The 25,558-nt window shown below is 66.8% G+C and carries 24 protein-coding genes and 2 pseudogenes; 16 read left to right on the forward strand and 10 right to left on the reverse strand.

What is annotated here, in order from left to right; all coding sequences use genetic code 11:
* The first annotated feature begins 22 nt into the window (after nucleotides 1-22).
* From CA951_RS35410 to CA951_RS35420, 3 genes are all read left to right on the forward strand, one after another.
* Entirely contained in the window at nucleotides 23-577 is a 555-nt protein-coding gene (locus tag CA951_RS35410; protein WP_087561343.1) for a helix-turn-helix domain-containing protein, read from the forward strand.
* A gap of 124 nt (nucleotides 578-701) precedes the next feature.
* Nucleotides 702-1,064 carry a YciI family protein gene (locus CA951_RS35415; protein ID WP_087561310.1) on the forward strand — a complete coding sequence of 121 codons (363 nt, stop codon included), beginning with the start codon at nucleotides 702-704 and terminating at the stop codon, nucleotides 1,062-1,064.
* A gap of 1 nt (nucleotide 1,065) precedes the next feature.
* Nucleotides 1,066-2,277: an RNA polymerase sigma factor gene (locus tag CA951_RS35420; protein WP_087561311.1), complete on the forward strand. Its 1,212-nt coding sequence runs from the start codon at nucleotides 1,066-1,068 to the stop codon at nucleotides 2,275-2,277.
* A 10-nt stretch (nucleotides 2,278-2,287) separates the two neighbouring features.
* Here the strand turns inward: CA951_RS35420 and CA951_RS35425 are convergent, their stop codons facing one another.
* Nucleotides 2,288-2,764 carry a hypothetical protein gene (locus CA951_RS35425; RefSeq protein WP_087561312.1) on the reverse strand — a complete coding sequence of 159 codons (477 nt, stop codon included), beginning with the start codon at nucleotides 2,762-2,764 and terminating at the stop codon, nucleotides 2,288-2,290.
* A gap of 257 nt (nucleotides 2,765-3,021) precedes the next feature.
* Here CA951_RS35425 and CA951_RS35430 point away from each other — a divergent pair, with 257 nt between their 5' ends.
* Both CA951_RS35430 and CA951_RS35435 read left to right on the forward strand, forming a co-directional pair.
* Nucleotides 3,022-4,845 carry an amino acid permease gene (locus CA951_RS35430; RefSeq protein ID WP_087561313.1) on the forward strand — a complete coding sequence of 608 codons (1,824 nt, stop codon included), beginning with the start codon at nucleotides 3,022-3,024 and terminating at the stop codon, nucleotides 4,843-4,845.
* Entirely contained in the window at nucleotides 4,842-5,732 is an 891-nt protein-coding gene (locus CA951_RS35435; protein ID WP_087561314.1) for a universal stress protein, read from the forward strand. The genes CA951_RS35430 and CA951_RS35435 overlap by 4 nt, the downstream gene beginning before the upstream one ends.
* A gap of 3 nt (nucleotides 5,733-5,735) precedes the next feature.
* Here CA951_RS35435 and CA951_RS35440 read toward each other — a convergent pair whose 3' ends face one another.
* The 4 genes from CA951_RS35440 to CA951_RS35455 are packed head-to-tail and all read right to left on the reverse strand — an operon-like array spanning nucleotide 5,736 to nucleotide 9,759.
* Nucleotides 5,736-6,623, reverse strand: coding sequence for a metal ABC transporter permease (locus CA951_RS35440; protein WP_087561315.1), 888 nt, complete (start codon nucleotides 6,621-6,623; stop codon nucleotides 5,736-5,738).
* Nucleotides 6,624-6,629: 6 nt separating this feature from the next.
* Nucleotides 6,630-7,367, reverse strand: coding sequence for a metal ABC transporter ATP-binding protein (locus CA951_RS35445; protein WP_087561316.1), 738 nt, complete (start codon nucleotides 7,365-7,367; stop codon nucleotides 6,630-6,632).
* On the reverse strand, nucleotides 7,364-8,290 hold the full coding sequence (locus tag CA951_RS35450) for a metal ABC transporter substrate-binding protein (RefSeq protein ID WP_179220431.1): 927 nt from the start codon (nucleotides 8,288-8,290) through the stop codon (nucleotides 7,364-7,366). The genes CA951_RS35445 and CA951_RS35450 overlap by 4 nt, the downstream gene beginning before the upstream one ends.
* Before the next feature lie 29 nt (nucleotides 8,291-8,319).
* Nucleotides 8,320-9,759 (reverse strand): NAD(P)/FAD-dependent oxidoreductase, encoded by a 1,440-nt coding sequence (locus CA951_RS35455; protein WP_087561317.1) that lies wholly within the window; start codon nucleotides 9,757-9,759, stop codon nucleotides 8,320-8,322.
* A gap of 190 nt (nucleotides 9,760-9,949) precedes the next feature.
* Between CA951_RS35455 and CA951_RS35460 the strand changes: the two genes are divergently transcribed.
* Nucleotides 9,950-10,495 (forward strand): Lrp/AsnC family transcriptional regulator, encoded by a 546-nt coding sequence (locus tag CA951_RS35460; protein ID WP_087561318.1) that lies wholly within the window; start codon nucleotides 9,950-9,952, stop codon nucleotides 10,493-10,495.
* Nucleotides 10,496-10,512: 17 nt separating this feature from the next.
* Here CA951_RS35460 and nrdH read toward each other — a convergent pair whose 3' ends face one another.
* Nucleotides 10,513-10,740 (reverse strand): glutaredoxin-like protein NrdH, encoded by a 228-nt coding sequence (gene nrdH / locus CA951_RS35465; RefSeq protein ID WP_087561319.1) that lies wholly within the window; start codon nucleotides 10,738-10,740, stop codon nucleotides 10,513-10,515.
* A 248-nt stretch (nucleotides 10,741-10,988) separates the two neighbouring features.
* On the opposite strand from nrdH, the gene CA951_RS35470 reads away from it, so the two are divergent.
* The 4 genes from CA951_RS35470 to CA951_RS35485 all read left to right on the forward strand — a co-directional run bounded on the left by CA951_RS35470 (nucleotide 10,989) and on the right by CA951_RS35485 (nucleotide 15,219).
* Nucleotides 10,989-11,441 carry a hypothetical protein gene (locus tag CA951_RS35470; RefSeq protein ID WP_087561320.1) on the forward strand — a complete coding sequence of 151 codons (453 nt, stop codon included), beginning with the start codon at nucleotides 10,989-10,991 and terminating at the stop codon, nucleotides 11,439-11,441.
* A gap of 1,052 nt (nucleotides 11,442-12,493) precedes the next feature.
* Nucleotides 12,494-12,634, forward strand: coding sequence for a hypothetical protein (locus CA951_RS43645; RefSeq protein WP_179220427.1), 141 nt, complete (start codon nucleotides 12,494-12,496; stop codon nucleotides 12,632-12,634).
* Nucleotides 12,635-14,422, forward strand: coding sequence for a hypothetical protein (locus CA951_RS35480; RefSeq protein WP_087561322.1), 1,788 nt, complete (start codon nucleotides 12,635-12,637; stop codon nucleotides 14,420-14,422).
* On the forward strand, nucleotides 14,422-15,219 hold the full coding sequence (locus CA951_RS35485; RefSeq protein WP_087561323.1) for a hypothetical protein: 798 nt from the start codon (nucleotides 14,422-14,424) through the stop codon (nucleotides 15,217-15,219). Before CA951_RS35480 ends, CA951_RS35485 begins: the two co-directional genes overlap by 1 nt.
* Before the next feature lie 196 nt (nucleotides 15,220-15,415).
* On the opposite strand, the pseudogene CA951_RS35490 reads toward CA951_RS35485, so the two are convergent.
* Nucleotides 15,416-16,358: pseudogene (locus CA951_RS35490) on the reverse strand (phospholipase D family protein).
* A gap of 309 nt (nucleotides 16,359-16,667) precedes the next feature.
* Nucleotides 16,668-17,142, reverse strand: a pseudogene (locus tag CA951_RS35495) (transposase); the annotation flags it as partial.
* Nucleotides 17,143-17,277: 135 nt separating this feature from the next.
* Here CA951_RS35495 and CA951_RS35500 point away from each other — a divergent pair.
* The gene (locus CA951_RS35500) at nucleotides 17,278-17,817 is read left to right on the forward strand and encodes a hypothetical protein (RefSeq protein WP_087561324.1); all 540 of its coding nucleotides are present in this window, start codon (nucleotides 17,278-17,280) and stop codon (nucleotides 17,815-17,817) included.
* Nucleotides 17,818-17,834: 17 nt separating this feature from the next.
* On the opposite strand, the gene CA951_RS35505 is transcribed toward CA951_RS35500, so the two are convergent.
* Together CA951_RS35505 and CA951_RS45250 are read right to left on the reverse strand one after the other, a co-directional pair.
* Nucleotides 17,835-18,041, reverse strand: coding sequence for a hypothetical protein (locus CA951_RS35505; protein ID WP_087561325.1), 207 nt, complete (start codon nucleotides 18,039-18,041; stop codon nucleotides 17,835-17,837).
* Nucleotides 18,038-18,820: a hypothetical protein gene (locus tag CA951_RS45250; RefSeq protein WP_373414861.1), complete on the reverse strand. Its 783-nt coding sequence runs from the start codon at nucleotides 18,818-18,820 to the stop codon at nucleotides 18,038-18,040. Before CA951_RS45250 ends, CA951_RS35505 begins: the two co-directional genes overlap by 4 nt.
* Nucleotides 18,821-19,451: 631 nt before the next feature.
* Here CA951_RS45250 and CA951_RS35515 point away from each other — a divergent pair.
* From CA951_RS35515 to CA951_RS35545, 5 genes are all read left to right on the forward strand, one after another.
* Entirely contained in the window at nucleotides 19,452-19,724 is a 273-nt protein-coding gene (locus CA951_RS35515; protein ID WP_087561326.1) for a metal-sensitive transcriptional regulator, read from the forward strand.
* 916 nt (nucleotides 19,725-20,640) lie between these two features.
* Complete coding sequence (locus CA951_RS35520; protein ID WP_087561327.1) at nucleotides 20,641-22,017, forward strand: MBL fold metallo-hydrolase; 1,377 nt, start codon at nucleotides 20,641-20,643, stop codon at nucleotides 22,015-22,017.
* A 414-nt stretch (nucleotides 22,018-22,431) separates the two neighbouring features.
* On the forward strand, nucleotides 22,432-23,205 hold the full coding sequence (locus CA951_RS35530; protein WP_087561329.1) for a sulfite exporter TauE/SafE family protein: 774 nt from the start codon (nucleotides 22,432-22,434) through the stop codon (nucleotides 23,203-23,205).
* Nucleotides 23,206-23,739: 534 nt separating this feature from the next.
* Nucleotides 23,740-24,648 carry an ABC transporter ATP-binding protein gene (locus tag CA951_RS35540; protein ID WP_236580908.1) on the forward strand — a complete coding sequence of 303 codons (909 nt, stop codon included), beginning with the start codon at nucleotides 23,740-23,742 and terminating at the stop codon, nucleotides 24,646-24,648.
* Nucleotides 24,645-25,496 carry an ABC transporter permease gene (locus CA951_RS35545; protein WP_087561332.1) on the forward strand — a complete coding sequence of 284 codons (852 nt, stop codon included), beginning with the start codon at nucleotides 24,645-24,647 and terminating at the stop codon, nucleotides 25,494-25,496. Before CA951_RS35540 ends, CA951_RS35545 begins: the two co-directional genes overlap by 4 nt.
* The last annotated feature ends 62 nt before the right edge of the window (nucleotides 25,497-25,558 follow it).

The raw sequence follows: 25,558 nt of genomic DNA on the forward strand, positions 1-25,558 counted from the left end.
GAACGCACTCGGGAAGGTGATCATGGACGGGCAATCCCCGCTGGGATACATCGGACCCTCGCTGCGCCGCGAGCGGGAGCGGTCGGGCATGTCCCTGACCGAGGTCGCCCGTCGCGCCGGTGTTGCCAAATCCACTCTGTCCCAACTGGAATCGGGAGGCGGCAACCCGAGCGTCGAAACCCTGTGGGCCCTCTGCGTGGCGCTGGACGTGCCGATGTCGCAACTCCTCGATCCGCCCCGCCCGCGCGTCCAGGTCATCCGGGCCGACGAGGGACCGGAATTGATCTCCGACCGGGCCGACTACCGCGCCACGCTCGTCGCGTCCTGCCCGCCGTCCGCGCGCCGGGACCTCTACCGCCTCGTCGTCGAACCCGGACCCGCCCGCGAATCCGAACCACACATGCCCGGTGTGGTCGAGCACGTCATCCTCAGCGCCGGGCGCGCACTCGTCGGCCTCGCGAGCGCCCCCGTCGAACTCGGGCCCGGTGACTACATTGCCTACCCGGGCGACGTCGCACACGTATTCGAGGCTTTGGAGCCGGGGACCCGCGCCGTGCTGGTGTCCGAGCACAACTGACGGCACCTCCGAAAACTTTCTCGTGCACAGTGTCGATTCGGGGGGCCGGCGTTCGTATAGGAGGTGAAGGCCGGCCACAGCACATCCCGAGGCGCCGACCGCCCGATCCGAGGAGGAACCCGACATGACCCAGTACCTGTTGAGCGTGTACCAGCCCGACGGTCCCGCTCCCGAACCCGACACCCTGGCGAAGATCGCCGACGACCTCGACGCCCTCAACCAGGAGATGGTGTCCGCAGGCGCGTGGGTGTTCAGCGGGGGACTGTGCGCGCCCACCACCGCGACCGTGCTGCGGGCCCGCGGCGGCGACGTCCTCGTCACGGACGGCCCCTACACCGAAGGCAAGGAACACCTCGGCGGGTTCACCATCGTCGAGGCCCCCGACCTGGACGCCGCGCTCGGGTGGGGTCGCAAACTCACCCGGGCGACGACACTGCCCATCGAGGTCCGGCCGTTCGCACACCACGCCGGGGCCGGAAGCCACTGACGTGATCGACACCGCCGACATCGAAGACGTGTTCCGCACCGAACACGGTCGCGCGGTCTCCGTCCTGGTCGGCGTGTTCGGCGACATCGACCTCGCCGAAGACGCCGTCCAGGACGCCTTTGCCGAGGCGGTGCAGCGCTGGCCGTCGGCCGGGCTGCCCCCGAGCCCCGCCGGATGGATCATCACCACCGCCCGGCGCCGCACGATCGACCGGCTCCGGCGTGAGGCGTCCCGCCACGACCGGCACGCGCAGGCCGCGCTGCTGCTCGCCCGCGACGAACCGACGGAGGAGGGCGCCGTGCACGACGACCGGCTACGCCTGATCTTCACCTGCTGCCACCCGGCGCTGGCACCCACCGCCCAGGTCGCACTCACCCTGCGACTCCTCGGCGGACTCGGCACCGCGGAGATCGCCCGCGCCTTCCTGGTGCCCGAGCCGACCATGGCGCAGCGGCTCGTCCGGGCCAAGGGGAAGATCCGGGACGCCCGGATCCCGTACCGGGTGCCGGACGAGACCGATCTCCCGGACCGCCTCCGCACCGTCCTGGCCGTCGTCTACCTGATCTTCAACGAGGGATACACGGCGAGTTCGGGGGACCGGCTGACCCGGGCGGATCTGTGCGCCGAGGCCATCCGTCTCGGCCGGGTCCTGGCCGCCCTGATGCCCGGCGAACCGGAGGTTACCGGGCTGCTTGCGTTGATGCTGCTGATCGAATCGAGGCGCGCCGCCCGCACCGACGCCGACGGGCGACTCGTGCTCCTACCCGACCAGGACCGCGGCCGGTGGGATCGCGACCTGATCACCGAGGGGCAGTCGCTGGTGCGGGACTGCCTGCGACGCAACAGGCCGGGCCCGTATCAGATCCAGGCCGCGATCAACGCCGTCCACAGCGACGCCGAGAGGGCCGCCGACACCGACTGGTGGCAGATCCTGCAGCTGTACGACCAGCTGATGTCGCTGGCGCCGAGCCCGGTGGTCGCGTTGAACCGGGCCGTCGCGGTGGCGGAAGCCCGGGGACCGGCGGAGGGGCTGGCGCTCGTCGACCAGCTCGACCTCGACGACTATCACCTGTACCACGCGGTGCGCGCCGATCTTCTCCGTCGCGTCGGACGCCCCGGCGAGGCCGCGCGCGCCTACGACGCGGCCCGCGATCGTACCGACAACGCGGCCGAACGGGAATTCCTTCGGGCACAGCGTGATTCGATCGTATGACCCGCGCCGGTCAGAGGGCCAGTCCGGGCGGCAGGCACAGCGACCCGAAACACGTCTGCGTTCGCACGGTGACAGGGAAAGGTTCCGCCGTCGACGGCTTCGCGTACGCGGTCTCCGGCAGCGGTGCCGAACCCCACACCTCGTCACCGGGGCCCGCATTCTCACTGCAGATCCAGTGGATCAGATAGTCACCGTCGGGTACCGCCTCGAACACGAACTCCTGCGGTCCCGGTCCGATCACCACGTTCGACCGGTGAAACACCGCCACGGACTCGGGGTTCACGATGTCGTCCGCCGCCCTCAGTCCACCGAGTCCGCACACGATGTCCGCACCGGTGTCGTTGGTGAGCGTCGTCGTGACGGTGCTCCCCGCGACGGCGGCGGCCAGGGTCACGTCCGGCGGGTCCGCGGCGGCGGGCGCGGCCAGGAACAGGGCGAGGGGGCCTGCGGCGATCAGCACGATCGCGACCCGGGGCACGAGTGTCATCAGCGGAACCTTCGTTCTCGGCGGTCTCACTCCGGACGTCACCGTATTGATACCCGCCGCGGAGGCCGGTAAACGGTGCGAGGGGACGTCCGCCGAATCCCGCTCACCGGACCGGTGCCGCGGCCTACGATTGAATTTCGAGGCCCTGCGGCCGAAGCCCCCCTCGACGTCGCCCAGCCGAATACACCCTGGGACTCCGACAGTCGGTCTCGCCAGGAGAGCGAGCACGCCGGCGCGTGAAGCATCGGAGGGATGACATGAGCGGAACACCCGCACTGAAGAAGGCGCTGAGCCAGCGGCAGTTGACGATGATCGCGATCGGCGGGGTGATCGGCGCGGGCCTGTTCGTCGGCTCCGGCGTCGTCATCGGCGACACCGGGCCCGCGGCGTTCGTCACCTACGCCCTCGCCGGGGTCCTGATCATCATGGTCATGCGCATGCTGGCCGAGATGGCCGTGGCCAACCCGTCGACCGGATCGTTCGCCGACTATGCCCGCCGGGCGCTGGGCAACTGGGCCGGCTTCTCCGTCGGCTGGCTGTACTGGTACTTCTGGGTGATCGTCGTCGGGTTCGAGGCCATCGCCGGCGCGACGATCATCCAGTACTGGATCGACATCCCGCTGTGGCTGTCCGCGCTGGTTCTGATGATCCTGATGACGGCGACGAATTTGTTCTCCGTGTCGTCGTTCGGCGAGTTCGAATTCTGGTTCGCCGGCATCAAAGTCGCCGCGATCGTGGTGTTCATCGCGCTGGGCGCACTGTTCGTGCTCGGCGTGTGGCCGAACAAGGCGCTCGACTTCTCCAACCTGTGGAGCCACGGCGGGTTCCTCCCGTTCGGCGGCATGGCCGTCACCGTCGGCGTGGTCACGGTGATCTTCTCCATGGTCGGCGCCGAAATCGCGACGATCGCCGCCGCGGAGTCGGCGGATCCGGAGCGTGCCGTGACCAAGGCCGCCAACTCGGTGATCGTGCGGATCGCCGTGTTCTTCGTCGGCTCGACGTTCCTGCTGGCCACCATCCTGCCGTGGGACGACGAGCAGATGGCCGCGTCCCCGTTCGTCGCCGCGTTCACCGAGATGGGGATCCCGTACGCCGACGACATCATGAACGCCGTCGTGCTGACGGCGGTGCTGAGCTGCCTGAACTCGGGCATGTACACCGCCTCCCGCATGCTGTTCGTCCTCGCCGCACGCCGGGAGGCACCCGCGCAGCTGGTCAGGGTGACCCGCCGCGGGGTGCCCGCCATCGCGATCCTCGCCTCCTCGGTCGTCGGCTTTCTGTGCGTGATCGCCGCGGCCGTCTCACCCGACACCGTCTTCGCGTTCCTGCTGAACTCCAGCGGCGCGATCATCCTGTTCGTGTACCTGCTTATCGCCGTCTCCCAGATCGTGCTGCGGTACCGCACCCCAGCCTCGGAGCTGCGGGTCAAGATGTGGCTGTTCCCGGTGTTGTCGATCATCACCGCCGCAGCGATCGTGGCGATCCTCGTGCAGATGTATCTGCAGGAGGACGTGCGGTCGCAACTCGTGCTGAGCCTGGTGTCGTGGGCGGTCGTCATCGTGCTGTTCCTCGCCAACACCTGGTTCGTGCGTCGGCGGCCCGCCGTCGAGGGGGCCGCCGCGACCACCCGGCCTCACCGGGTACTGGTGCTGGCCAACCAGACCGTCGAGTCGAAGGAAATGCTCGACGAACTACGTCGCATCGGCGCGGATCGGGAAGCCGTCTACTTCGTGGTCGTGCCCGCCAGCCCGATCGAGACCGGAACCGCCGCCACCCACGGCCCGCTCGACGTCGCGGAAGCGACCCGCGAGGTCGCCCGGCAGCGACTCGACGACACGCTGACGACACTCCGCTCCGAGGACCTCGACGCCGACGGCGAGGTGGGGGACTACCGGCCGCTGCGCGCCCTGGCTGCCGGCGTCGAGTCGTTCCATCCGGATCAGATCGTCATCTCCACGCTGCCGCCCGAAGAGTCGGTGTGGCACCGGTTCGACGTCGTGGACCGAGCCCGCGCCGAGCACGGGGTGCCGGTCACCCACGTCGTCGCGCACCCGATCGGCGCCGGGAAACCCGCTCGATGACGATCATCGCCGGATTCAGCTCGAGCCGTCAGGGGACCGCGCCGCTGCACCTGGCGGCGCGAATAGCACGCTGGACCGGCGAGACGGTCGTGGCTGCGGCGATCGTGGAACAGCCGTGGCCGGCGAAGGACGACCCCATCGACCGCGAGTACCTGCGTTACGTCACCGCGGAGGCGTCGCGGGCACTCGACGGGGTGGTCGCCGGGCTGCCGGGGGATCTGGACATCCCCACCGTCGTCCACCGGTCGACCTCGATTCCCACCGGGCTCATCGAACTCGTCGCCGCCCACGACGCCACCCTCGTCGTCGTCGGGTCGTCGTCGTCCGGTCTGCTGGGCCGGGTGGCGCTGGGTAGCGTCACCGAACGGCTCGTGCACACCGCGGCCGTACCCGTCGCGATCGCGCCGCGCGGCTACCCACCGGTGCCCGGACCGATCCGCAGGCTCACCGCCGCCTACGGCGGCGAAGCCGACGTCAACGGCCTCATCGCCGCCACCGCCGAGATGGCCGCACGGTGGCCGGTGACCTTGCGGATCGTGTCGTTCACGGTGCGGCCCGTGTCCCGGTTCGGCGGCGCCATCGAGCAGTCAACCGAGGATCTCGTCGTCCGGCAGTGGACGCGCCGCACCACCGACGACATCGCCCGGCAACTCGACGCGGTGCGCGCCCGCATCCCGGTTCCCGACGTGGACGTGGAGATCGGCAGCGGCACCGATTGGCGCGCGGCGGTCGAGGCCGTGCCCTGGGAGCCCGACGACATGCTCGTGCTGGGGTCGGGAGCCGCCGGACCCGCCGCCCACGTGTTCCTCGGTTCGGCTGCCTCGAAAATCCTGCGGCACGCTCCCGTGCCGGTGATGATCGTGCCGCGGCACACACCCGCGACATAAGCGTCAGCTGTCGGCCACCGCCGCGGCCGCGGATGCCCGGCGACGCCTGGACGCGGTGATCCGGCGGCCGATCACGCCCTGCCGCGGCGCGAACAGATAGACCAGCGCGAACGCCGCGCCCTGGGACAGCACCACCATTCCGCCGCTGGCGGTGTCGAGGTGATAGCTCAGGTACAGGCCGATGACGGCGCAGGACGCCGAGATCGCCGGGGCGATGACCAGCATCCGATGGAAGCTGTCGGTCAACAGGTACGCCGTCGCCCCGGGAATGATCAGCATGGCCACGACCAGGATGACACCGACCGCCTGCAGGGCCACCACCGCGGTCAGGGCCAGCAGCCCCAGCAGCGCCGCCCCGAGTAGCCGCGGGTTCAGGCCTAGGGCGTGCGCATGGGTGGGGTCGAACGCGTACAGCGTGAAGTCGCGGCGCTTGACGATGAGTGCGACGAAGACGAACGCCCCGAGGATCGCGATCTGGACGAGGTCGGACCGGCTGACACCCAGCAGGTTTCCGAAAATGATGTGGTTCAGGTCGGTTTGGCTGGGGGTGACCGAGACCAGCACCAGACCGAGGGCGAACAGGGTGGAGAACACGATGCCGATCGCGGCGTCCTCCTTGACCCGGCTGGTGTCGCGGACCAGCCCGATCAGTGCCACGGCCAGGAAACCGAAGATCACCGCGCCGATCGCGAACGGGGCGCCGACGATGTAGGCCAGGACCACACCGGGCAGGACGGCGTGCGAGACCGCATCACCCATCAGCGACCAGCCGATCAGCACCAGCCAGCACGACAGCACCGCACACACCACCGCCGCGATCAGGGTGGTGATCAGCGCGCGGACCATGAAGTCGTAGCGCAGGGGGTCGACGAAGAAATCGATGACGTCCATTGATCCTCAGGTCCTTGTCATCACGTCGAGGCCGAAGGCGGCCGCCAGATTCTCCGGTTGCAGCACGACCCCGGGGTCGCCGTGCATCAGCACCGTGCGCAGCAGCAGGATCGCCTCGTCGGCCAGGTCGGGTAGCGCGTGCAGGTCGTGGGTGGAGACCAGGATCGCCGCACCCGCGTCGGCGAGTTCCCGCAGCAGCGCGGTGATGGTGGCCTCGGACCGTTTGTCGACCCCGGCGAACGGTTCGTCGAGCAGAAGGATGGTGGCGCCCTGCGCGATTCCCCGGGCGACGAACGTGCGCTTCTTCTGACCACCGGACAGTTGCCCGATCTGCCGGTCCGCCAGGTCCGTGAGTTCGACGCGTTCGAGAGCATGGTCGACGGCGTCGCGGTCGGCCTTTTTCGGCCGACGAGTCGGTCCCATGCGCCCGTACCTACCGGTCATCACGACGTCTCGCACCGAGAGCGGGAACGTCCAGTCCACGTCCTCGCTCTGCGGAACGTAACCCAGCACCCCGGCCTTGCGCGCCGCGGCCGGCGCCGCGCCGTCGATGCGGACCGTGCCGGTGTCGGGTTTGACCGTGCCCATGATCGTCTTGAACAGGGTGGACTTTCCGGAGCCGTTCATGCCTACGAGTCCGCAGACGCGTCCGGGGCGAAGGGCGAGGGAGACCCGGTCGAGCGCGAGGACGTCGCCGTAGTGGACGGTGACGTCCCGGACCTCGACCGCCGGCGGCGTGGTCACGACTGCTGCCCGTTCAGTGCGGAGGTCAGGGTGTCGGCGTCGTGCCGGATCAGATTCAGATACGTCGGCACGGGCCCGTCCGCCTCGGACAGCGAGTCGACGTACAGGGTGCCACCGAACGCCGCGCCGGACGCTTCGACGACCCGTTGCATCGGCGCATCCGACACCGTGGACTCACAGAACACCGCGGGAACCCGGTTCTGCTTCACGAACTCGATCGTCGACGCGATCTGCTGGGGAGTGGCCTGCTGCTCGGCATTGACCGGCCAGATGTACTTCTCGGTCAGTCCCGCGTCGCGGGCGAGGTACGAGAACGCCCCCTCGCACGTGACCAGCGCCCGTTCGTTGACCGGCAGCGCGCCCAGTTCGGCGACCAATTCGTCCTGCACCGCCTGCAACTGCGCCTTGTACGCGTCGCCGTTGGAGCGGTAGTCGGCGGCGTGAGCGGAATCGAGTTCGCTGAACGCGGCGACTATGTTGTCGACGTAGAGCTGCACGTTCAGCGGTGACATCCAGGCGTGCGGATTCGGTTTCCCCGCGTACGCGTCCTCACCGATCGCGATCGGCTCCACGCCGTCACTGACGACCACGTGCTCGACGTCCACCCCGTCGACGAACTGGCCGAACCAAGCCTCCAGGTTCATGCCGTTGTCGAGGATCAGGTCGGCCTGCGCGGCCTTCTTGATATCGCCGGGAGTGGGCTCGTATCCGTGAATTTCGGCGCCCGCCTTGGTGATCGATTCGACGGTCACGTGCTCGCCGCCGACGTTCGCGGCGATGTCGGCGAGCACGGTGAACGTGGTCAGCACCACCGGTTTGTCGTCGGCGGGGCCGTCGCCCTTGCCGCACCCGGACAGCAGCAGCGTCGTGGCCAGCACTGTCAGTACCGCGACAGCGGTCACCGGCTGTCGTCGCGCACCCACCTTCAAGGACGTTGTTTTCACGCGGCGAATCATAATGTTCGGCGCGCCGAAACCACAAGTGTGGATCGGCGAGCTCGCCAAATCGCCTGCGCGACAAGTGCTTCCGCATCCTCGACGCGACGCTCGAGGCTGTGCAGTTGCGCGATCGCATTGCGCGCGGTGATCTGCTGATGGGTGTTGGTCAGTTGCCCGCGCCAGGTGCCGAGGAAGGTCCAGGCCCAAGACAGCAGGGTAGCGACCCGGCTCCGGAACCCGACGACGTAGACCACGTGCACGGCCAGCCACATGATCCACGCGAGGAACCCGGTCAGCTCGACACCGCCGATCTTGGCGACCGCGTTGAATCGGGAGATGGTGGCCATCGAACCCTTGTCGCGGTACCGGAACGGCGGCCGTTCCGGCACCGGGCGTCCCTTGGCTGCCGAGGCGACCTCGGCGGCGATCCGCTTCGCGGCGTAGCGGCCCCCTTGGATCGCGACCTGGGCGACGCCGGGCAGGCGATCACGCGACATCATGTCGCCGACGACGAACACGTCGGGATGGCCCGGCAGGGTGAGGTCTTCTTCGACGGCGACGCGGCCGGCGCGGTCTAGGGCGGCGCCCGACCGGGCGGCGAGTTGGGTGCCGAGAGGGCTTGCCGCCACTCCCGCGGACCAGACCTTGCAGACGGACGCGATGTGGTGCTCGGTGCCCTCGGCATCCCGGACGGTCAGTCCGTCTGCGTCGACGTCTGTCACCGACGCACCCAGTCGCACCTCGACGCCGAGCTTTTCGAGGGTTTCCGCCGCCTCCGAACCCAGGTTGTCGCCGAACGGCGGCAGTACCGCGGAGGCCGCGTCGAGCAGGATGATCCGCGCGTCGCGGGGGTCGAAGTTGGTGTAGGCCCCGACCAGGGTTCGGTGGGCGAGTTCGGCGATCTGACCGGCCATCTCGACGCCGGTGGGCCCGGCACCGACCACGACGAACGTGAGCAGGCGTGCCCGCTCCTGCGGGTCCGCCGTCACCTCGGCCTGCTCGAATGCGCCGAGAATGCGGCCGCGGAGTTCGAGGGCGTCGTCGATGGACTTCATCCCCGGTGCGTGTTCGGCGAAGTGGTCGTTGCCGAAGTAGGACTGCTGAGCCCCGGCGGAGACGATGAGGCTGTCGTATCCGGTAACGGTGGACTGCCCGAGGTGTTCCGACGTCACGGTGCGTTCGGTCAGGTCGATTCCGGTGACGTCGCCGAGGCGGACGGCGGCGTTGGCCTGGTGCTTGAGGATCATCCGCGTCGACGGGGCGATCTCCCCCTCGGAGAGGATGCCGGTGGCCACCTGATAGAGGAGAGGCTGGAACAGGTGGTGGGTAGTGCGGTCGATCACCGTGACGTCCACATCCGCGCGGCGGAGGGCCTTGGTCGCGAACAACCCACCGAAGCCGGATCCGATCACCACGACGCGGTGGCGTGCGGGCGGGGTCTGGGGGTTGCTCATCGTGAGCCTTTCCGATCACGCTGGGAGGCGACGATCTCGGTGTCGGGGCATTTTGCAGCCGTTGACCAGGGAGTAGGGCGGGTGCTGTGGTTCGTAAATGTCTGCCGGAAATTCGGCTGACAGGCATCAATGGTGAACAATCGACGCGCCGAAACCAAGGTGAAAGAATGAAATTCTCTAGACTGAGCCGATGAAGAAGAATGTTCCGGGCACGCCGTATGCCGAAGGCCCGCGATCGAATGATGTTCGGGCGGGGGCGCCGATCGACGGCATCGACCGGATCCTCCTCGATCAGCTTTCGCGGGACGCCCGTACCCCCAACAACGCCCTCGCCGCGCTCGCGGGCATCGCCCCGTCGACCTGCCTGGGTCGGGTGCGCTCCCTGATCGACCGCGGGGTGATTCGCGGCTTCCATGCGGACATCGACCCCGCCACCCTGGGCAGGGACCTGCAGGCGATGATCGCAGTTCGCGTGCAGGCCAATGCACGACAGCACCTCGGGCAGCTCGCCGAGCAACTCGCCACCCTCGACGACGTGCTGAACGTGTACTTCATCGCCGGCGCCGACGACTACCTGATCCACGTCGCGACCGGGAGCAGTGAGGAACTGAGGCGTTTCGTCCTCGACCACCTCAGTGCGCATCCTGCGGTCGCCTCGACCGAGACCATCCTGATCTTCGAGCATGTGCGCCCGCGACTCCGGGCGCCTCAGGTCGAGCCGTCTTCCGGCCGCTGAGGCACCCGGAGTCGCGGTCAGGCCGCGGTGAGGGCCTTGATGCGGTCGGGGCGGAAACCCGCCCAATGATCGTCACCGGCCACGACGACAGGGGCCTGCAGGTAGCCGAGACCCCGCACGTAATCGTGGGCGTCGAGGTCGCGGGTGATGTCGACGACCGTGTACGCGAGGCCCTCCTTGTCCAGGGCGCGGTAAGTGGCGGTGCATTGCACGCAGGCCGGTTTGGCGTAGATCGTGATGGTCATCGTGCGCTCCGCTCTGTGTTGCTGTGTGTGCCGGCGGGGGACCGGAAGCATATGCGCTGCGGCCCCGGTTCGCCCGGCGAGCGGCGATGGCGGAGCCGCTTGCTGCGGTACGGTCCCGGCTCGGTGCGGTCCGCAGCACTACGGTGTCGTTGTCGATCGATCAGCTTCGGGCCGCCTCCCCGCCCCGGTGCCGGACGAGTAGCCGAAACCGACGCCGTATCATCCGCCCGATACCGAGGAGAATGCCGATGCGCAGCTTCATCCATCTGGTCCTGTTCGCGTGCGCCATTGCGGTCGCGATCGGTGCCTTCCTTCCCGTCGCCGGCGGCATTACGCCGGGCGACGTCGCGGTGATCGATCTCCGGGACGGCTTCCCCACCGGAATCACCGACGTTGAGCAGATCGAGAATCAGGCCGTGACCTTCTACAAGTCGATGACGGCACTATTGCTGGGCGCTGCGGGCTTGCTGCTGGTCGCAGCGTTGGTGGGTTCCCGTGCGGCCGAGTGGTTGGGCGTGATGGTGGGGATCGGCACGCTCGCGGTGTTCGGATGGCGGCTCAATGACCGTGTTGGTGACTACCTCCGGGACAACTACGACTCCGTGCTCACCGATCGCTGGGGGCTGTACCTCGCCGGCGGTGGCCTGGTCGTCGCGTTTGTGGCGTTACTGGTGCCGAAGGGACGACCGGCGGCGGCGTGATTCGGCTGTCTGACTCGGTTCACGGGGACTGCACCCCGGCCGACTAAGCGGCCATTCCACTCGCGGCGGCGGCCGCACACACCGCTGGGATCGGCCTGCCGATCCGACTGCTGGGCGGGCAGTCGCGGGGCGAGAAACAGAAGATCGGCACTGCAACGGGGCACCCACGAAGACCTCACCGGGCGTGAGCGCCCGCGTACCGAGGGACGAGGCACCTCAGCGCCGGCCTCGCGACCTCAAACGGGGGTGTTGACCGGACTGACCGACGACGCGGTCGGTGATGGTCGAGGGCGCCGCGCACGCACCGGTGTTCACGTGCGAGGTCCGCAACCCGGACCACTCGGCAACCGGACGTAGTACAACGAAGACCCTCGCGAAAACCGTTGCGGCAGTGTCCCTTGTCGGTTCTCTTCTCAACTCGGCATTGTTCGCTTGAACACGTTGAACGGCATGTCCTGCTTTCCCAGTTGCCATCGGCAGGAATAGCGCCGTTTGCAATCGAATTCGGATACGCCATATCTGGAATGGGCAGCGGGATTCCAGCGAGATGAACGAGATTCCAAGTGCACGCCCCTTGGGCATCGAGACCCATTACACCAAAGGTTGCCGGTGAGACGTTGTCAGTGAAGCCGTAAACGGTCTGGTCACCGCGGTGTTTGCGTGCAGAGGTGCCTCTCGCCGCATTGATCGAGGGCTCTCCCAGTGGGACGGATCGGAGACACCTTGCGCGCAACTATTCATGCATTCTTGCGCGCAAGGAAGCTAGCACGTAAGTTCGCTTGTAGGACGGTTGTTTACATTCAAGCCGCTTCGAGGTCGCGGGCTGTGAGGCAACGCCGACGACCGGGATGGAGAGAGGACAACGTGTGATGCCCGATTCTCGCGGACCGGGAAGTCGAAATACCCGCACCGAGAGGTCCGAAACACCCACCCCGCCGCCTGTGCGCACCGAACACCCGACTTCCGGTACACACACCGCGACGCCACGAATTACCTCGACACTGGAGCCGAAGAAGGGACCGGACAAGGAGCCCCTCAATACCCGCGTGCTCGTGAGTACATCGCGGCGGCTGGGGTGGTTCACTCAGGAGTACGGATATTCGGTGACCAATGTCGTCGACGTTGCGCTGCAGGAGTTCTTCGCACGCAACGGCGTGCCCGACGTGGACTCCAACGGCGAGATCGCTGAATAGATGAACGGGGGAGGGCGAGCAATGGCAGACGACCAATACGCACTGTTCGAATTCGATGACACCACAACAAACGTCGACCCTGCTGACGTTCCCCCCGAACCCGAATCGGACGAACAACCCGACGTTGCCGAAGATATCTCGACCCCCCCACCCCCGGAAACGCACGGTGCCGTAGCCGCCACCCCACCGGCGTGGGAGACGCTCCCCGCGGGAGACGAAGCTGATGGCCACGCCTTGATCGTGACCGTTGAGGGAACGTACACACCGTCGGGCCGTGAGCTGACCGGTCCGGTCGATTCGGTCGACAAGCTCGACAAGCTGATTCGTTGGGCCGCCCTGACCCCGCTGGGTGCCCCTCCGCAGGTGTGGATCGTCAATCACGGTGCGTGCGAGGCGTTGGGGTGGGTGATCGACCCGGGCTCGGAAGACGACTTCGAGGACATGGAGGCGCTGCGCACCCGTGCCGCTTCCGATCTGACCGCGGTCCTGCAGGCCACCCTGACGCCGATGCTGAATGCGGGATGGGAGTTGCGGGGCGACCCGGGGCACGTGGTGCACCTGTCCCGGTCCGTCGGCAAGTTCACCTCGATGGTCGATGTGGTGATCGAGCCATACGTGTGGACATACTGGAACAAGGATTTCGGCTGGAACAACCGGGTCGGCGAGATGGGCATTCTCGGCTCACCCACCGCCGGAACGTATCTCCCGGACGACGACCTCCCGGCAGCACGCGAGCTGGGACGCAGGCTGGCATGGTCCGCGAAGAATCTCGGGGTGCTCCCCGGACCGACACCCGCACGCACCGGCGCCGCGATCGTCGACAAGATCAAGCGGGAACGCACCCGCTCGGGGAAGGGCCTCGTCGTGGCGACCGCAGGCCCGGTACCGCCCCTCGACGGCGCCCCACGCGGCGACCTCGAACCCGCGGTCGGCTGGACCAGGGTCCCCGACGCCGAGGACCTCGAAGGAACGAGCCGGGTGGTGTCCATCGACCAACGCGCCGCCTACCTCGCATCAGCGGGCATGCTCGAATTCGGGTACGGGCAGCCCGAGCATCTGACCGGTGAGGCGGCCGCCGCTGCGGCGGTGGGGGACAAGGGTGCCCCGTTCGGGCTGTGGCGGGTCACGCTGCCACCCGGGCAGACGCTGTCGCTGCCCGGCAAACTGCCGTTGCCGCACCCGCACATGCTTGAAGACCAGCCCGTGCAGACCTGGGTCACCACGGTCAGCCTCGACGGATTGTGCTCGCCGGTGGCCGATGGTGGGATCGGCGCCGATCTCGACGATCTCGACATCACCGAGGCCTGGGTGTATCCGCAGCAGGGTCGCGTGCTGGACAAATGGGCGAAGATCCTGCGCGAGGCCCGACGCACCGCCGTGGACATCGACGACGCGCCGACGAAACGGTTCGTCGGATCCTGCTACAAGGGCTACATCGGGCGGATGGTCAACCCCGACATGTGGACTGCCACACGGATGCAGCACCATCACCAGCCGCTGTGGCGGGCGTCGATCATCGCGCACTGCCGGTGGCGCGGCCGCCGCGTCGCGATGCGAATCGCCCGCGAGCACGGCCGCTGGCCGATCCGCACCGTCACCGACTCCTGGGTGTATCTCCTCGCCGATAGCGAGGACATCGCCGACCCGAGTGAGGCGCTCGGGAAAATGTCGGTGGAGAAGGACACCATCGTCACGGACACACTCCTGTCCGCCTTCGCTTCCGCCGAGGACGTTCACGACGTGAATCTGGCGATCAAAGCGGCTTTTGCCGAGGACGAGGACGAGTAATGGCGCTGCATCTTCCGAAGCCGCGGACCACGAAGCCGCCCCAGGAAACGGTCGGTCTCGACGGCCTCAAGGTCTCGGTCGCGGGCGCCGCAACAACCGGCGTCGAAAAGTCGAAGCAGGTCAAGAGCGGGGGACTGGCAGGGCTGACCAGCAAGGTCTCGGTCACGCAGCTACGCAAAGAGCTCGGCAACGAGGGACTGCGCCAGGCGGCGATCGACGCCGGCCGCACCCCGCCGTCGGACCGCACACTGCGCCGGTGGGCCCAACTTGGCCGCATCCCGCACGCCGACGTCCTCGAGCGTGCACAACGCCGCGCAGCGATCGAACGCCTCGGCGGCATCGACGCCGTGGCCGCCAAGATCGGTCGATCCCGATCCGCCGTCTCCCGGTATCGGTCCGGGGAAACGAACGAACTGCGCGCCGATGCCGGCAAGAAACTCAGGAACGTCAAGGCCGAGGACATCATGAAACGCGCCGGTGTACTCCGCCCGGACGGAACCCCGAAGAAGGCCGTCATCCGGGTCAGGGGCGGAGTCATGGTCCGCAACGGCGCCGACGAGGGATACGACTACCGCGTCCGCACCCTGGATTTCGCCAACTCGGACACCCCGTTCAGCAGCGACGAATCCCGTGAACTCGCCGCCGCACTGGCCAACGACGACCACGCCCGCGTCGTGGCACTCCTCGAACGCCATGCCACCCTCGACTACCCCGAGAACAAGGGCTTCGACAAATACAGCGATCAGTTCGGATTCCATTTCGACCACATCGACTCCGTCCACATCGACTGGATCTGACGACCCAGAGCACAGCAGCGGGGCACGAGTCGAACCCGACCACTATGCGCGGGTGCGTTCTGAACAGCGCCGCCGCAGAGATCTGGGGGCACGCCCAACAAACCGTCCCAGACGGTCAACACCCTTCACGGGCAGCACGAGGTTGCCGACTGCCTCGGTACCGCGACCCTGGGAAAGCCCACCCCGCCGGTCCCGGTCACAGCTCCCACAGTCCGAGCAACGCGGCTCGCAGGCTCGGGGAACGGACGTAGTGATCGGTGTGTAGCCGGGATCCCGGATGTCCAAGATCGGTGAGCGCCTTCGCTGCGCCGGCGAGGGGCAAGGCCGGCAGGTCGGTGCGGGTGCGCAGGAAATACAGCACCGCGCCGCCGGACCGCGGGACCCGCATGGCATCGGAGGTCACCACCACCGGTGGGTAGACCCACTGGTCGTCGGCGGAGACGAGGACGATCACATCGCCGCGGCGGATGGTGCCGGGTTTGTCGAGGCGGAGGGAGTCGAGTTGGTATCTCACTGCCGGCCCACCGGTGGCGTGGCGGCCCCGTTGCTTGTCGAGCACCCGTTTCTCGGTGGGGGTGGGTTCGTAGTCGACGGCATGTTTGACGTACATCCGGGTGACCTGGGCGGGCAGGAAGTCCGCTTCGGCGCGGATCCGGCCGGTGACACCGGGAAGCGGGACGGCCCGGCCGATCTCCCACTCCCGGATGGCGTCGTCGAGGAACACTTGATCGACTTCGGTGATCTCGGTGAGAGCGTCGATGAACTTCCGTACCGAGGCGATGATCTCGGGGTCGTCGGTGATGACCACACCGTCGTCGGAGAGGGTCGAGTTCTCGGAGGCGTTCGCCGACCCGATCACCGCCCGCGTGGTGGTGGCGATGACTTTGGCGTGCAGGGTGGAGGCAGGAAAGTACCCGGACGCCCTTGTTCAGGTAGTGCGCGAGGGCTGCGGGGGAGGTGGCGTGCGCCTTTATCGCGGCCCTGGACGCGTTGACGACGAGAACGTCCCCGGCTCGCAGCGGCAGCAGGTCGGGTGCGTCCTGGCCGAGGTAGCCGATCGCCGCGTACCGGGCGCCGCGGGTGCGGATCGCTCGGGTGATGTGTGGCCACGGACTCGGCCCGTGGAAGGTGGTACCCATACCGACAGACGGTAATCGGCATGCAGGGGACAGGTGGGGCAATAGCCTGCCAGAAGCGCAGGTAGTGCGGAGCCTGATGCTGTGCAGTATCTTTCGGTATGGATGCGATCGTCCCGCGGTGACGTCGGGAATGCGCGCTGCTGAATATGTCGACGGTGTGGTCGCCAGTGGTTCGCGATATATGGGAGGGCCAAGTCCTGGAGAGTGTACGAGGTCGTCACGCACCTCCTCGGGGTCGGTTATGCGGTCGATGCCGCGGGTGTCACCTTCTGAGCCGATTCGGTTCGGTAGTGGTGGTGTTGTCGCCGCGGGATTGTTGCTCCGGATCTGCCTCCAGATCTGCTTCGGGAACGCGGTGAACGACAACAGGTCCGACCGTGCGGCGTGGAGGTGGTCGGCGACCTTCGGCCGCTTCTCAGACAGAGCGTCGATCACCCGATCATATTGGGCGTGAACAGAAACGGAGTGCGGTTGGTCGTAGACCGAGTGCAACCAGTCCGGGAAGTACGAACCCGCGCGCAGCTTGGGGATCGCGACGTTGAGAGTGCCGGCCCGGGTGGGGGCACCGCCCGGCAGGAAGTGCTTGGGGGAGCGAAGTCGCGGTGCCGGTACCCGTTTCGGGAGTTGGTACGGGCATCGGAGCGTTCGCCGAAGCCGGCACCACACAGTCTGTCGGCCTCGGCACGCATCCACGCATCAACGCATCGATGAACGTGGACAGCAGGTTGCACAGCAGCTCGGGGCCAACACCCGGGTGACTTTGGTCGGTCTCTCGCAGAGTCACGCGCTGGCCGCTTTCTTGGGCTACGACACGCCGGTCAGGTCGGATCCGGTTCGTACACCATTCTGCTGGACGCAACCGCGAGTAGCATGACACTGCAGCAGGGTCGGGATTGATCCATCACGAGAGGCTAACGCCGTGCGTCGTGCAGCAATTCGTCGTCCCTTCGTAGCCTGGGCCGCGGCATCCGTGGCGGTCCTCGCGATCCCGCTCTGCTCGTCCGCCACTGCGACCGCGAACGCACCGTCGGTCCCGGTAGCGACGACCACGGCGTTCCAGGTCCCGGTCCGGTTCGTCGCAGGATGTCTGCTGCTGACCACGTTGGCCTGTGACTACCCGCCGCCGCTGTCGACCGTGACGCCGTCAGCAACGACGGGTGCATCCGGCGTAGTGACCTTTGCGGCGGAGCGTTCAGCGACGAACTCGAGATACTGCGTCGCCGTGTCGGTGAACTGGCGGAACCTGACCACCGGCGTCGCCGGCACCACCGCCCTCCGACTCGCGGAGCCCGAGCACAGTCGGCCCACCGCACCGGAGAATCGGTGCCGATACGCCCCTACGACGGTCGTCACCGGCAGCGGCACGATCGCCGCGGTCGCCGACGTCGGCGCATATCCCCCTGTCGATGGGTACCAGATACTGGTCAACCCGGGGCTCGGCACCTTCCCTGTCCCGTAAAGCATGTGATACATGCACTATTCGGGCAGTCCGATCTCGCGAGCGACTGTGTCGATTATCGGGTCGTCGTCGGCCGCTTCTGTCACCTGCCGGTGGAATTCTTGGAAGCGTTCGTGACGCTCCTTTGGATCACCGCTCTCTGCCGGCGGTGCGAAGTCCGGATTGGTCGAGTTGATCATCAGTTCTAGCTGGGTGAGTACCTTCTGCTTCTTCGTTGCGCTCACAGCTGACCTCCCTGTCTCGTGGACCGATGGTACCTGTGACACAACCACGCGACCGTGGCACTGTGCCGGCGGATCTGTTCGCGTATCGGCTCGTGTTGCGTCAACCCCGCGCACATGCGGTTGCCGACCAACGTCGTCAACCGCACCGAATACCACTTGCGCCGCCGCAATCTCGCCAGCCCGTTCGCCGACGTCCGCGGTCCCGCGGGACGTACCCGGGCTATCGCCGCCGCGATCCGCACCGGTCTCGCCCGCGGCGACGATCCCGACAGCATCGACAGGTCGAGCTCGGGTGCGGAGGCCAGGTATTCGATCTGCGCCAATGTCACCGGGACGGTGGAACCCCCGATGGGGGTGCTGATGATGATCTGTTGGGTGGACGGGAGGACGATCGAGAAGTAGGCGCTGCCGTGCTCGGGATAGAACCCACGGGTGACAGTGGACCCGTCTGCTGACACCGTGGTGATGCGATTCGGGTCGATCTCGTTCGAGTATGCATTCTGCGGTGACACCTCGGGTTGACCGCTGGCGACGACGATCTCCAGGCGTGCCCGGTCGAGCCGGGCCATCTTCTCCTGGGTCAGCTCCGGGCCGTTCCCATCGGTGAAGGCCCCACAGGATCGCATCAGCGGGACGGCCGGGATGACGGGTGCCGTCACCGCCAGGGACCGGGTGGTGGCGATCGCGGTCAACTCGTCGAGGGTCAACGGGATGCGCCCGCTGTGCCGGCCGCCCGCCCTCGGGTCGGTGTTGTCGGCATCATTGGCCGTGGTCACCATCCGGGTGACGTCGGGAAGCTACGCGACGACAGTGCGTTCGAGCGTGCGGACACCGTTGACCTCGTACCAGGTGTCCAGTAAGTCGAGCACCGTGCCGTCCGGGCGGGTGTCGCGTCGATCCACCGCTCCTGCGGCAGATCGATCGAGGAGGGCTCGGACATCGTTCTGGCCCTGCACCGCCCGCACGCGATCGACGGACAGCTCGGGATGGCCACCGCCGACTAGCTCACCGGATCGATTTCGAGGAAATCGTCACGGGCCGGCACAGGCCCAGTTCATACGCTCATGGCATGGCATCTTGTAAGCACCGATGAGCGAATTAGACTGTTCCAACAACGTTGCAGGTTCCGGATCTAGATGAGGGTTTCCGGGGTGGTCATTCGCTACGTGCGATCGCCCCATCCTGTATGTCCTTTTGTGTCGCATTCGGATAACGGACAAGTCGACGGCGCGCACTTCCTTCGCGCCGTGTGTACACGTGGGCTGACGCCGGCAGGTTCCGGCTGCGCGAGTGTGCAAAAGATACCCGTGGGGGTATTGTCCTCGGGACTGGAAGATACCCGGGGGTATAAAAGGCCGATCAATACCCCCGGGGGTACAGTGGGCGGCAAGTCGAGGAAAGGAACTCGCCATGGTCGGCGTCGACGACGACAACATTGCCTTGGTGCTCAACCGGCTGCGCCGTGCCCACGGTCAGCTCGCCGGGGTGATCTCGATGATCGAGCAGGGCCGCGACTGCAAGGACGTCGTCACCCAGCTCGCCGCGGTCTCCCGGGCCCTGGATCGGGCCGGGTTCAAGATCGTCGCTTCCGGCCTGAGGGAATGCCTCACGGGCGAGACCGCCGAGGGCAAGGAGCCGATGACCGAGGCTGAACTCGAGAAGCTCTTCCTCGCCCTGGCCTGAGCCTCGCGCACCCGACTGCTCACAGAAACGGGCGACCGTGACCGACACCCTCCTCCAGCTGGGGGAGACGGTGGTCCCGCTGTTGGACCGTCTCGGCGTGCCTCAGCTCACCGTGTCCACCCCTACGAGGCGATGGCGCACCGGGCTCCGCGCCAAGGGCGATGACTGGTGCAGTGTGCAGGGTGGTCGACAGTGCGGGTGTTATGAGCGTGTCCGGCCTGTCTGTCCAGCTATCGAGTGACCGGCGACGGTCGCCGGGGACCGGTAGCCAGGCCCGCCCGGGGGCGCGAGGCTGAAGAACACAGCGTGACTTGTCATCTCACGCATGTGGGGTTTGCGTTCTTCCGCGTAATGATCGAGTAGCGATTCCGGTAGTGCAGTCGCCAGACTGCTGCCGGATTGGTCAGTTCCCTCTCGTCCTCACCTGGAAGTGCAGTCGACTGCGCGACGGCCTGGATCGCAGTGGGACCGCACCCGATCGTGTGTCGGCCATTCGTTGATCACTTCGGTGTCGATCATGATCCATCGATCCTCGCAGGTCTTTCCCTCAGGCAGATGCTCAGCTCGGTGGTGTGGACCCTGGGAAAGTCGCGCTAGGGCGGTACGGCCCGGTATCGCTAAATACCTTGGCTGAGTATGCTCTTCGCGAAATCGGCGAAGAGGGCAACAGGCGCCGGTCACGCTGGCCGGGCCCAGGTCGGACTCGCGGCCTCGCGTTCGGCACTACCCGAACCTCGCGGGGGGATATCGCGCCTCACTATCCGGGAAGCGGTGTCCGCGGCGAGGCGTGGTGCACCTCATCTCCCCAAAATGGGCACCCGCACTGTGACAACCAGCACTGTTGGTTGTATACCCCCGGGGGTATAGGCACGATGGTTACAGAGCCCACACGAACCGCCCGTCGGAAGGCAACCGGATGATTCTCGAGCAGTACTACATCGAATGCTTATCCCACGCGTCGTACCTGGTCGGCGACCAGAGCACAGGCCGAGCTGTCGTGATCGACCCACGCCGCGACATCACCGATTACCTCGTCGACGCACGTCGCCACGGGCTGACCATCGAGGGCGTGATCAACACACACTTCCACGCGGATTTCGTTTCTGGCCACCTCGAACTGCGCGAGTCCACCGGTGCATGGATCGGATTCGGGGACGCAGCCGAGACCGACTACCCGATTCGCCGATTCCGGCACGGGGAACGCCTGTCCCTGGGCGACGTCGACATCGAGGTGCTGGCTACTCCAGGCCACACCTGGGAGTCGATCAGCCTGCTGGTACGAGAGCGCCCATATACAAATCCTGTCGCGGTGCTGACCGGGGATGCGCTGTTCATCGGTGATGTCGGTCGCCCAGACCTGGCCAACCTCGCAGGCGGATCCGCGACCGACCTCGCCCGGGCCATGTATCGCACCATCCATCACACCCTGCTTGCTCTGCCCGACTCGACTACGGTGATGCCCGCCCACGGCGCGGGATCCGCCTGCGGCAAGAACCTGTCGCGCGAATTGACCTCGACGATCGGCGAGCAACGCCGCACCAACCCCTCGGTCCAGCCGATGAGCGAGGAGGCGTTCGTCGCCCTCGTCACCGACGGGCAGCCAGCGGTGCCCGCATACTTTGCCGCCAACGCTGCGCTGAATATGAGCGACCGCCCTCTGCTCGCTCAGCACCGCCGCGTCCCTGCGATGACTGCAGCCCAAGTCCGCATTGCACTTGCCTCTGGCACCCGTGTAATCGACGCCCGCACCCCCGACGACTTCGGCGCCAGTCACCTGCGGGGCACGGTGAACGTTGGGTTCGACGGCCGATTCGCCGAGACCGCGGGCATGGTGGCAGAGATCGGAGAAGAGATCGTGCTGATCACCTACCCGGGACAGGAACAGGACGCGGCCATGCGACTGGCTCGCATCGGCTCGGACCGCGTTGTCGGCTATCTGACCGTGGACGCCGGCGAGCCCTTCCCAGCGGAAGTGGCGGATCTGACGCAAGCGGCCCCCAAAACCACCGCTCACGCACTGGACGAGTTACTCGCCGCGAACGCGGTGGCCCTCGTCGACATTCGCAATCCGGGAGAACGTGAGCTCGGGGCTATTCCGAGCGCCGCGTCGATCCCCCTGGCACAGCTACGACTCAGGCTCGACGAACTCCCCGCCGATCGGCCGATCGTCGTGCACTGCGCCGGCGGCTGGAGGTCGAGCGTAGCGGCCTCCCTCCTACGCGCACACGGCTTCGAACAGGTCTGCGACCTTGTTGGCGGCTACAACGCATGGGCGGCACGCACCGCCGCCTGACCCCGCCGGGTCCATGTAGACCGAAACCCCGGCCAGCCAGAGAAGTTTCCTTCCAGCCACCGTCCGACCACCAACGTCATAGGCCCCTTGTCGGGGCACGACATCGATCTAACGGAGACATGCCATGTGTTACACCATCAACTGCTCGAGCTGTGAAAAGACGACGTGGGCAGGGTGCGGCCGGCACGCTGACAGCGTCCTGCGGTCCGTGCCGGCAGCCGACCGGTGCACTTGCGCCGCCCGGCCCACCCCTCAGCCGAAGTCGGGATTCATCCGCGCGCTCTTCGGACGTTGATCGCGCGAACTCCGCTATCGCGCCGACGAGGCGAATATTGATCGCCGGCCCGCAACCGACACCCAACCCACAGTCGGACTGACCTCCGGCGTTTCACGTGCGAAGACGGAAAGTGGACCATGACCCTCACCGCAGCGCTCATTCTCGGCGCGGTCATCGGCGTCCTACTCGGGCTACTCGGCGGCGGCGGATCCATTCTGGCCGTCCCAGCCCTCGTCTATGTCCTCGGACTCGATATCACGCAGGCGATTCCGATCTCTCTTCTCGTCATCGGCATCGCTTCCGCCGTGGGAGCCCTACCCAAACTTCGCGCGCACCAGGTCCAGTGGCGCCTCGCTGGTATCTTCGCTGCAGCGGGCATTCCCGCGACATTCGTCGGCAGTACTGTCGGGCAGCTACTCCCGCAATCGATGGTGATGATCGGCTTCGCAACGGTGATGATTGTTGCCGGTTTGCGAATGCTGCTCGCCCACGGGGGCACAGGGGCTTCGTGCACCACCGGAGATTCCGGAATCAACTGGCGCCGCTGTGCTTCCCGCTCGATTCCGGCCGGATTCGCGGTCGGAATCCTGACCGGGTTGTTCGGTGTCGGCGGCGGATTCCTCATCATCCCGGCCCTGGTGTTGATGCTCGGCGTCGAAATGCAGGTCGCCGTTGCCACCTCATTGATAATTATCGTGGCGAACTCGGCCGCCGGACTCATCTCGCACCTGGGCGGCGCGAGTATCGACTGGGCGATCACCGCCGCCTTCGCTGGAACCGCGGTCATCGGATCGCTGATCGCCAGCCACTTCGGCGCCCGTATGCAGACCGACCGACTCCAGCGCTGGTTCGCGTATCTCATCTTCTCAGTCGCTGCATACGTCGTGTTCGATACCATCTGTCCGAGATGAGCGGGCCGCTCCAGTCCAAAGATGTTTCGGTACTCGAGTGAGAACTGATCACAAGGAATGTCCGGTGTGGTCGAGGAAGCGTGCCACGTAGCTCGAGCCGATCCGAGTCGGCCCGGACTCGGTCGCCACACGGATCTCGTCGAGGGTATTTCGAGCCGGGCAGCGGGGACGAGATCGAACGCGCCTACTACCGCGGATTGCTGACCGACGATGAGATCGGCCGGCTGACGGAACGAAACAAGGGCGCCCTCGAGCAGGCGGCACGGTCTGTGTGATTTTCCCGGATCGACTCCTTCCAACGACGCCAAGCGGTCTTCGCCGTGCGTTCGCCGTCGTGCAGTAGTTCGGCAACGACCTGGTCCGGCGGCGAGGTCACCGGATAGCGCTCACGGCGAGCAGCCCGGATCGATGATCACCACGACCGCACGTCAGACTCCAGCCACGCGTGGATCGGTGGCGTGGGTGGGCGTAGGCAGCGGCATTGCTACGAATGCCGAAGCCGTCCTACATTGGGGTATGTGTGAGGGAGTGCCGGTGATCGCCGTGCGTGATCTCCGGATGCGGTACGGCGACAACGATGTTCTGACGGGCGTCGATTTCGATGTGTATCCGGGTGAGGTGCTCTGTTTGCTCGGGCCCAATGGCGCTGGGAAGACCACCACGATCGAAATCCTCGAGGGGTTCCGGATTCGGTCCTCCGGGCAGGTCACGGTACTCGGAATGGACCCCGCTTGGGCCGATGAACAGTGGCGGGCCCGTACCGGAGTGGTGCTGCAGTCCTGGCGCGATCACCCCCGGTGGACGCCGCGGGGGCTGCTCACCCAGCTCGGCGGATACTATGCGCCGTATTCCACCCCCGACCGGGTCCGGCCGCACGAGGCGGAGTTGCTGTTGGAGGCGGTGGGGCTGACCGCGCTTGCCGACCGCAAGATCGCGACCCTCTCCGGCGGTCAGCGGCGCCGCCTCGACGTCGCGATCGGCATCGTCGGTCGCCCCGAGGTGTTGTTCCTCGATGAGCCGACCGCGGGATTCGACCCGCAGGCGCGGCGCGAGTTCCACCAACTCGTGCGTCGTCTCGCCGATTGGGAGCACACCACGATCGTGCTCACCACACATGACCTCGACGAGGCCGAGAAGCTCGCCGACCGGGTGCTGATCCTGGCCGGTGGCAGAATCGTGGCCGACGACAGCGCCGACACCCTGGCCCGGAGGGTGTCCGGTGACGCCGAGATTTCGTGGTCACGCAATGGTGAGCGATTCGCGGTCTCGGCCGCCGATGCGACCGCCTATGTGCGTGAGTTGCTGGCCCGGCACGACGACATCCGGGATCTGGAAGTGCGCCGGGCCAGCCTCGAGGACGCCTACCTGGCTCTGGTCCGGCAGCACGAGGCCGGTCACGCGGAGGCCGCGGTACGGCTGTTCACGAGGGAGGTCGCCGGATGACGCCGCGGGTGTGCGCAGTGCGGTTGGGTCTACGCCGGGGCTGGACCGAGTTCGTGCAGAGTATCCGCAGCACCCAGGACCAAGAGTTCTACCTGTTTCTGGCGGTGCTGGTGGTGGGTTACCTGTACTTGCGCCGGGACACCCCGGTCGAGGGCACCGGTCTGACGGTGCCGTCGGTGGCGTTACCGAGCATCCTCGGAGCGCTCATCGCCGTCGGAGTGGTGGTCGGTCCGGCGTTCAGCCTGGCGATGGAGAAGGAGGACGGCACGCTGCTGCGGGCCAAGGCGGTTCCCAACGGCACGGTCGGCTACTTCACCTCGCATCTGCTGTTGCAGTCGTTGAAGCTGCTGCCACAGATTGTGGTGATCCTGGTACCGAGCTTTCTGCTCTTCGACTCGCTCATGGCTGAGCCCGCCGGCTGGTTCACCGTCTCCTGGGTGCTGGTGCTGGGTTTGCTGGCGGTGATGCCGATCGGCATGTGCATCGGAGCGCTCGTTCCCACCATGCAGAAGGTGAACACGTGGGGAATGTTGCCGGTGATGCTGCTGGCGGGCATCTCGGGGATCTTCTATCCGATCCAGCAGTTGTGGGGCTGGGTGCAGGTGCTCGCGCAGATTTTTCCGATGTACTGGCTCGGACTGGGGATGCGCTCGGCGTTCCTACCGGATACGGCCGCGGCGCTCGAGATCACCGGGACCTGGCGAACCGGGCAGACGGTGGTCGTGCTCGGTGTGTGGGCGGTGCTGGGTGCCGCGGTGACACCGAAGATTCTGCGCCGGATGGCGAGGCGGCAGACCGGGTCGCAGGTGCAGGCGGCCCGCGACGCCGCGGTGCAATGGGTGCGGTAACCGGCGGTGGACGAGGCGGTGCGCGAACGGTGTGGAGTGCGCGCACGACCTTCCTCTACGGC

The organism is Rhodococcus sp. NCIMB 12038, assembly GCF_002165735.1.
Classification (GTDB): domain Bacteria; phylum Actinomycetota; class Actinomycetes; order Mycobacteriales; family Mycobacteriaceae; genus Rhodococcus_F.

Bases quoted from the DNA above. Each gene is read 5' to 3' on its own strand.
- CA951_RS35425 (WP_087561312.1), bottom strand. From the start codon at position 2,764: ATGACACTCGTGCCCCGGGTCGCGATCGTGCTGATCGCCGCAGGCCCC.
- CA951_RS35455 (WP_087561317.1), bottom strand. From the start codon at position 9,759: ATGAGCAACCCCCAGACCCCGCCCGCACGCCACCGCGTCGTGGTGATC.
- CA951_RS35410 (WP_087561343.1), top strand. From the start codon at position 23: ATGGACGGGCAATCCCCGCTGGGATACATCGGACCCTCGCTGCGCCGC.
- CA951_RS35520 (WP_087561327.1), top strand. From the start codon at position 20,641: ATGATTCTCGAGCAGTACTACATCGAATGCTTATCCCACGCGTCGTAC.
- nrdH (WP_087561319.1), bottom strand. From the start codon at position 10,740: ATGACCATCACGATCTACGCCAAACCGGCCTGCGTGCAATGCACCGCC.
- CA951_RS35460 (WP_087561318.1), top strand. From the start codon at position 9,950: ATGAAGAAGAATGTTCCGGGCACGCCGTATGCCGAAGGCCCGCGATCG.
- CA951_RS35430 (WP_087561313.1), top strand. From the start codon at position 3,022: ATGAGCGGAACACCCGCACTGAAGAAGGCGCTGAGCCAGCGGCAGTTG.
- CA951_RS45250 (WP_373414861.1), bottom strand. From the start codon at position 18,820: ATGGTGACCACGGCCAATGATGCCGACAACACCGACCCGAGGGCGGGC.
- CA951_RS35515 (WP_087561326.1), top strand. From the start codon at position 19,452: ATGGTCGGCGTCGACGACGACAACATTGCCTTGGTGCTCAACCGGCTG.
- CA951_RS35470 (WP_087561320.1), top strand. From the start codon at position 10,989: ATGCGCAGCTTCATCCATCTGGTCCTGTTCGCGTGCGCCATTGCGGTC.
- CA951_RS35435 (WP_087561314.1), top strand. From the start codon at position 4,842: ATGACGATCATCGCCGGATTCAGCTCGAGCCGTCAGGGGACCGCGCCG.
- CA951_RS35545 (WP_087561332.1), top strand. From the start codon at position 24,645: ATGACGCCGCGGGTGTGCGCAGTGCGGTTGGGTCTACGCCGGGGCTGG.
- CA951_RS35485 (WP_087561323.1), top strand. From the start codon at position 14,422: ATGGCGCTGCATCTTCCGAAGCCGCGGACCACGAAGCCGCCCCAGGAA.
- CA951_RS35415 (WP_087561310.1), top strand. From the start codon at position 702: ATGACCCAGTACCTGTTGAGCGTGTACCAGCCCGACGGTCCCGCTCCC.
- CA951_RS35440 (WP_087561315.1), bottom strand. From the start codon at position 6,623: ATGGACGTCATCGATTTCTTCGTCGACCCCCTGCGCTACGACTTCATG.
- CA951_RS35480 (WP_087561322.1), top strand. From the start codon at position 12,635: ATGAACGGGGGAGGGCGAGCAATGGCAGACGACCAATACGCACTGTTC.
- CA951_RS35530 (WP_087561329.1), top strand. From the start codon at position 22,432: ATGACCCTCACCGCAGCGCTCATTCTCGGCGCGGTCATCGGCGTCCTA.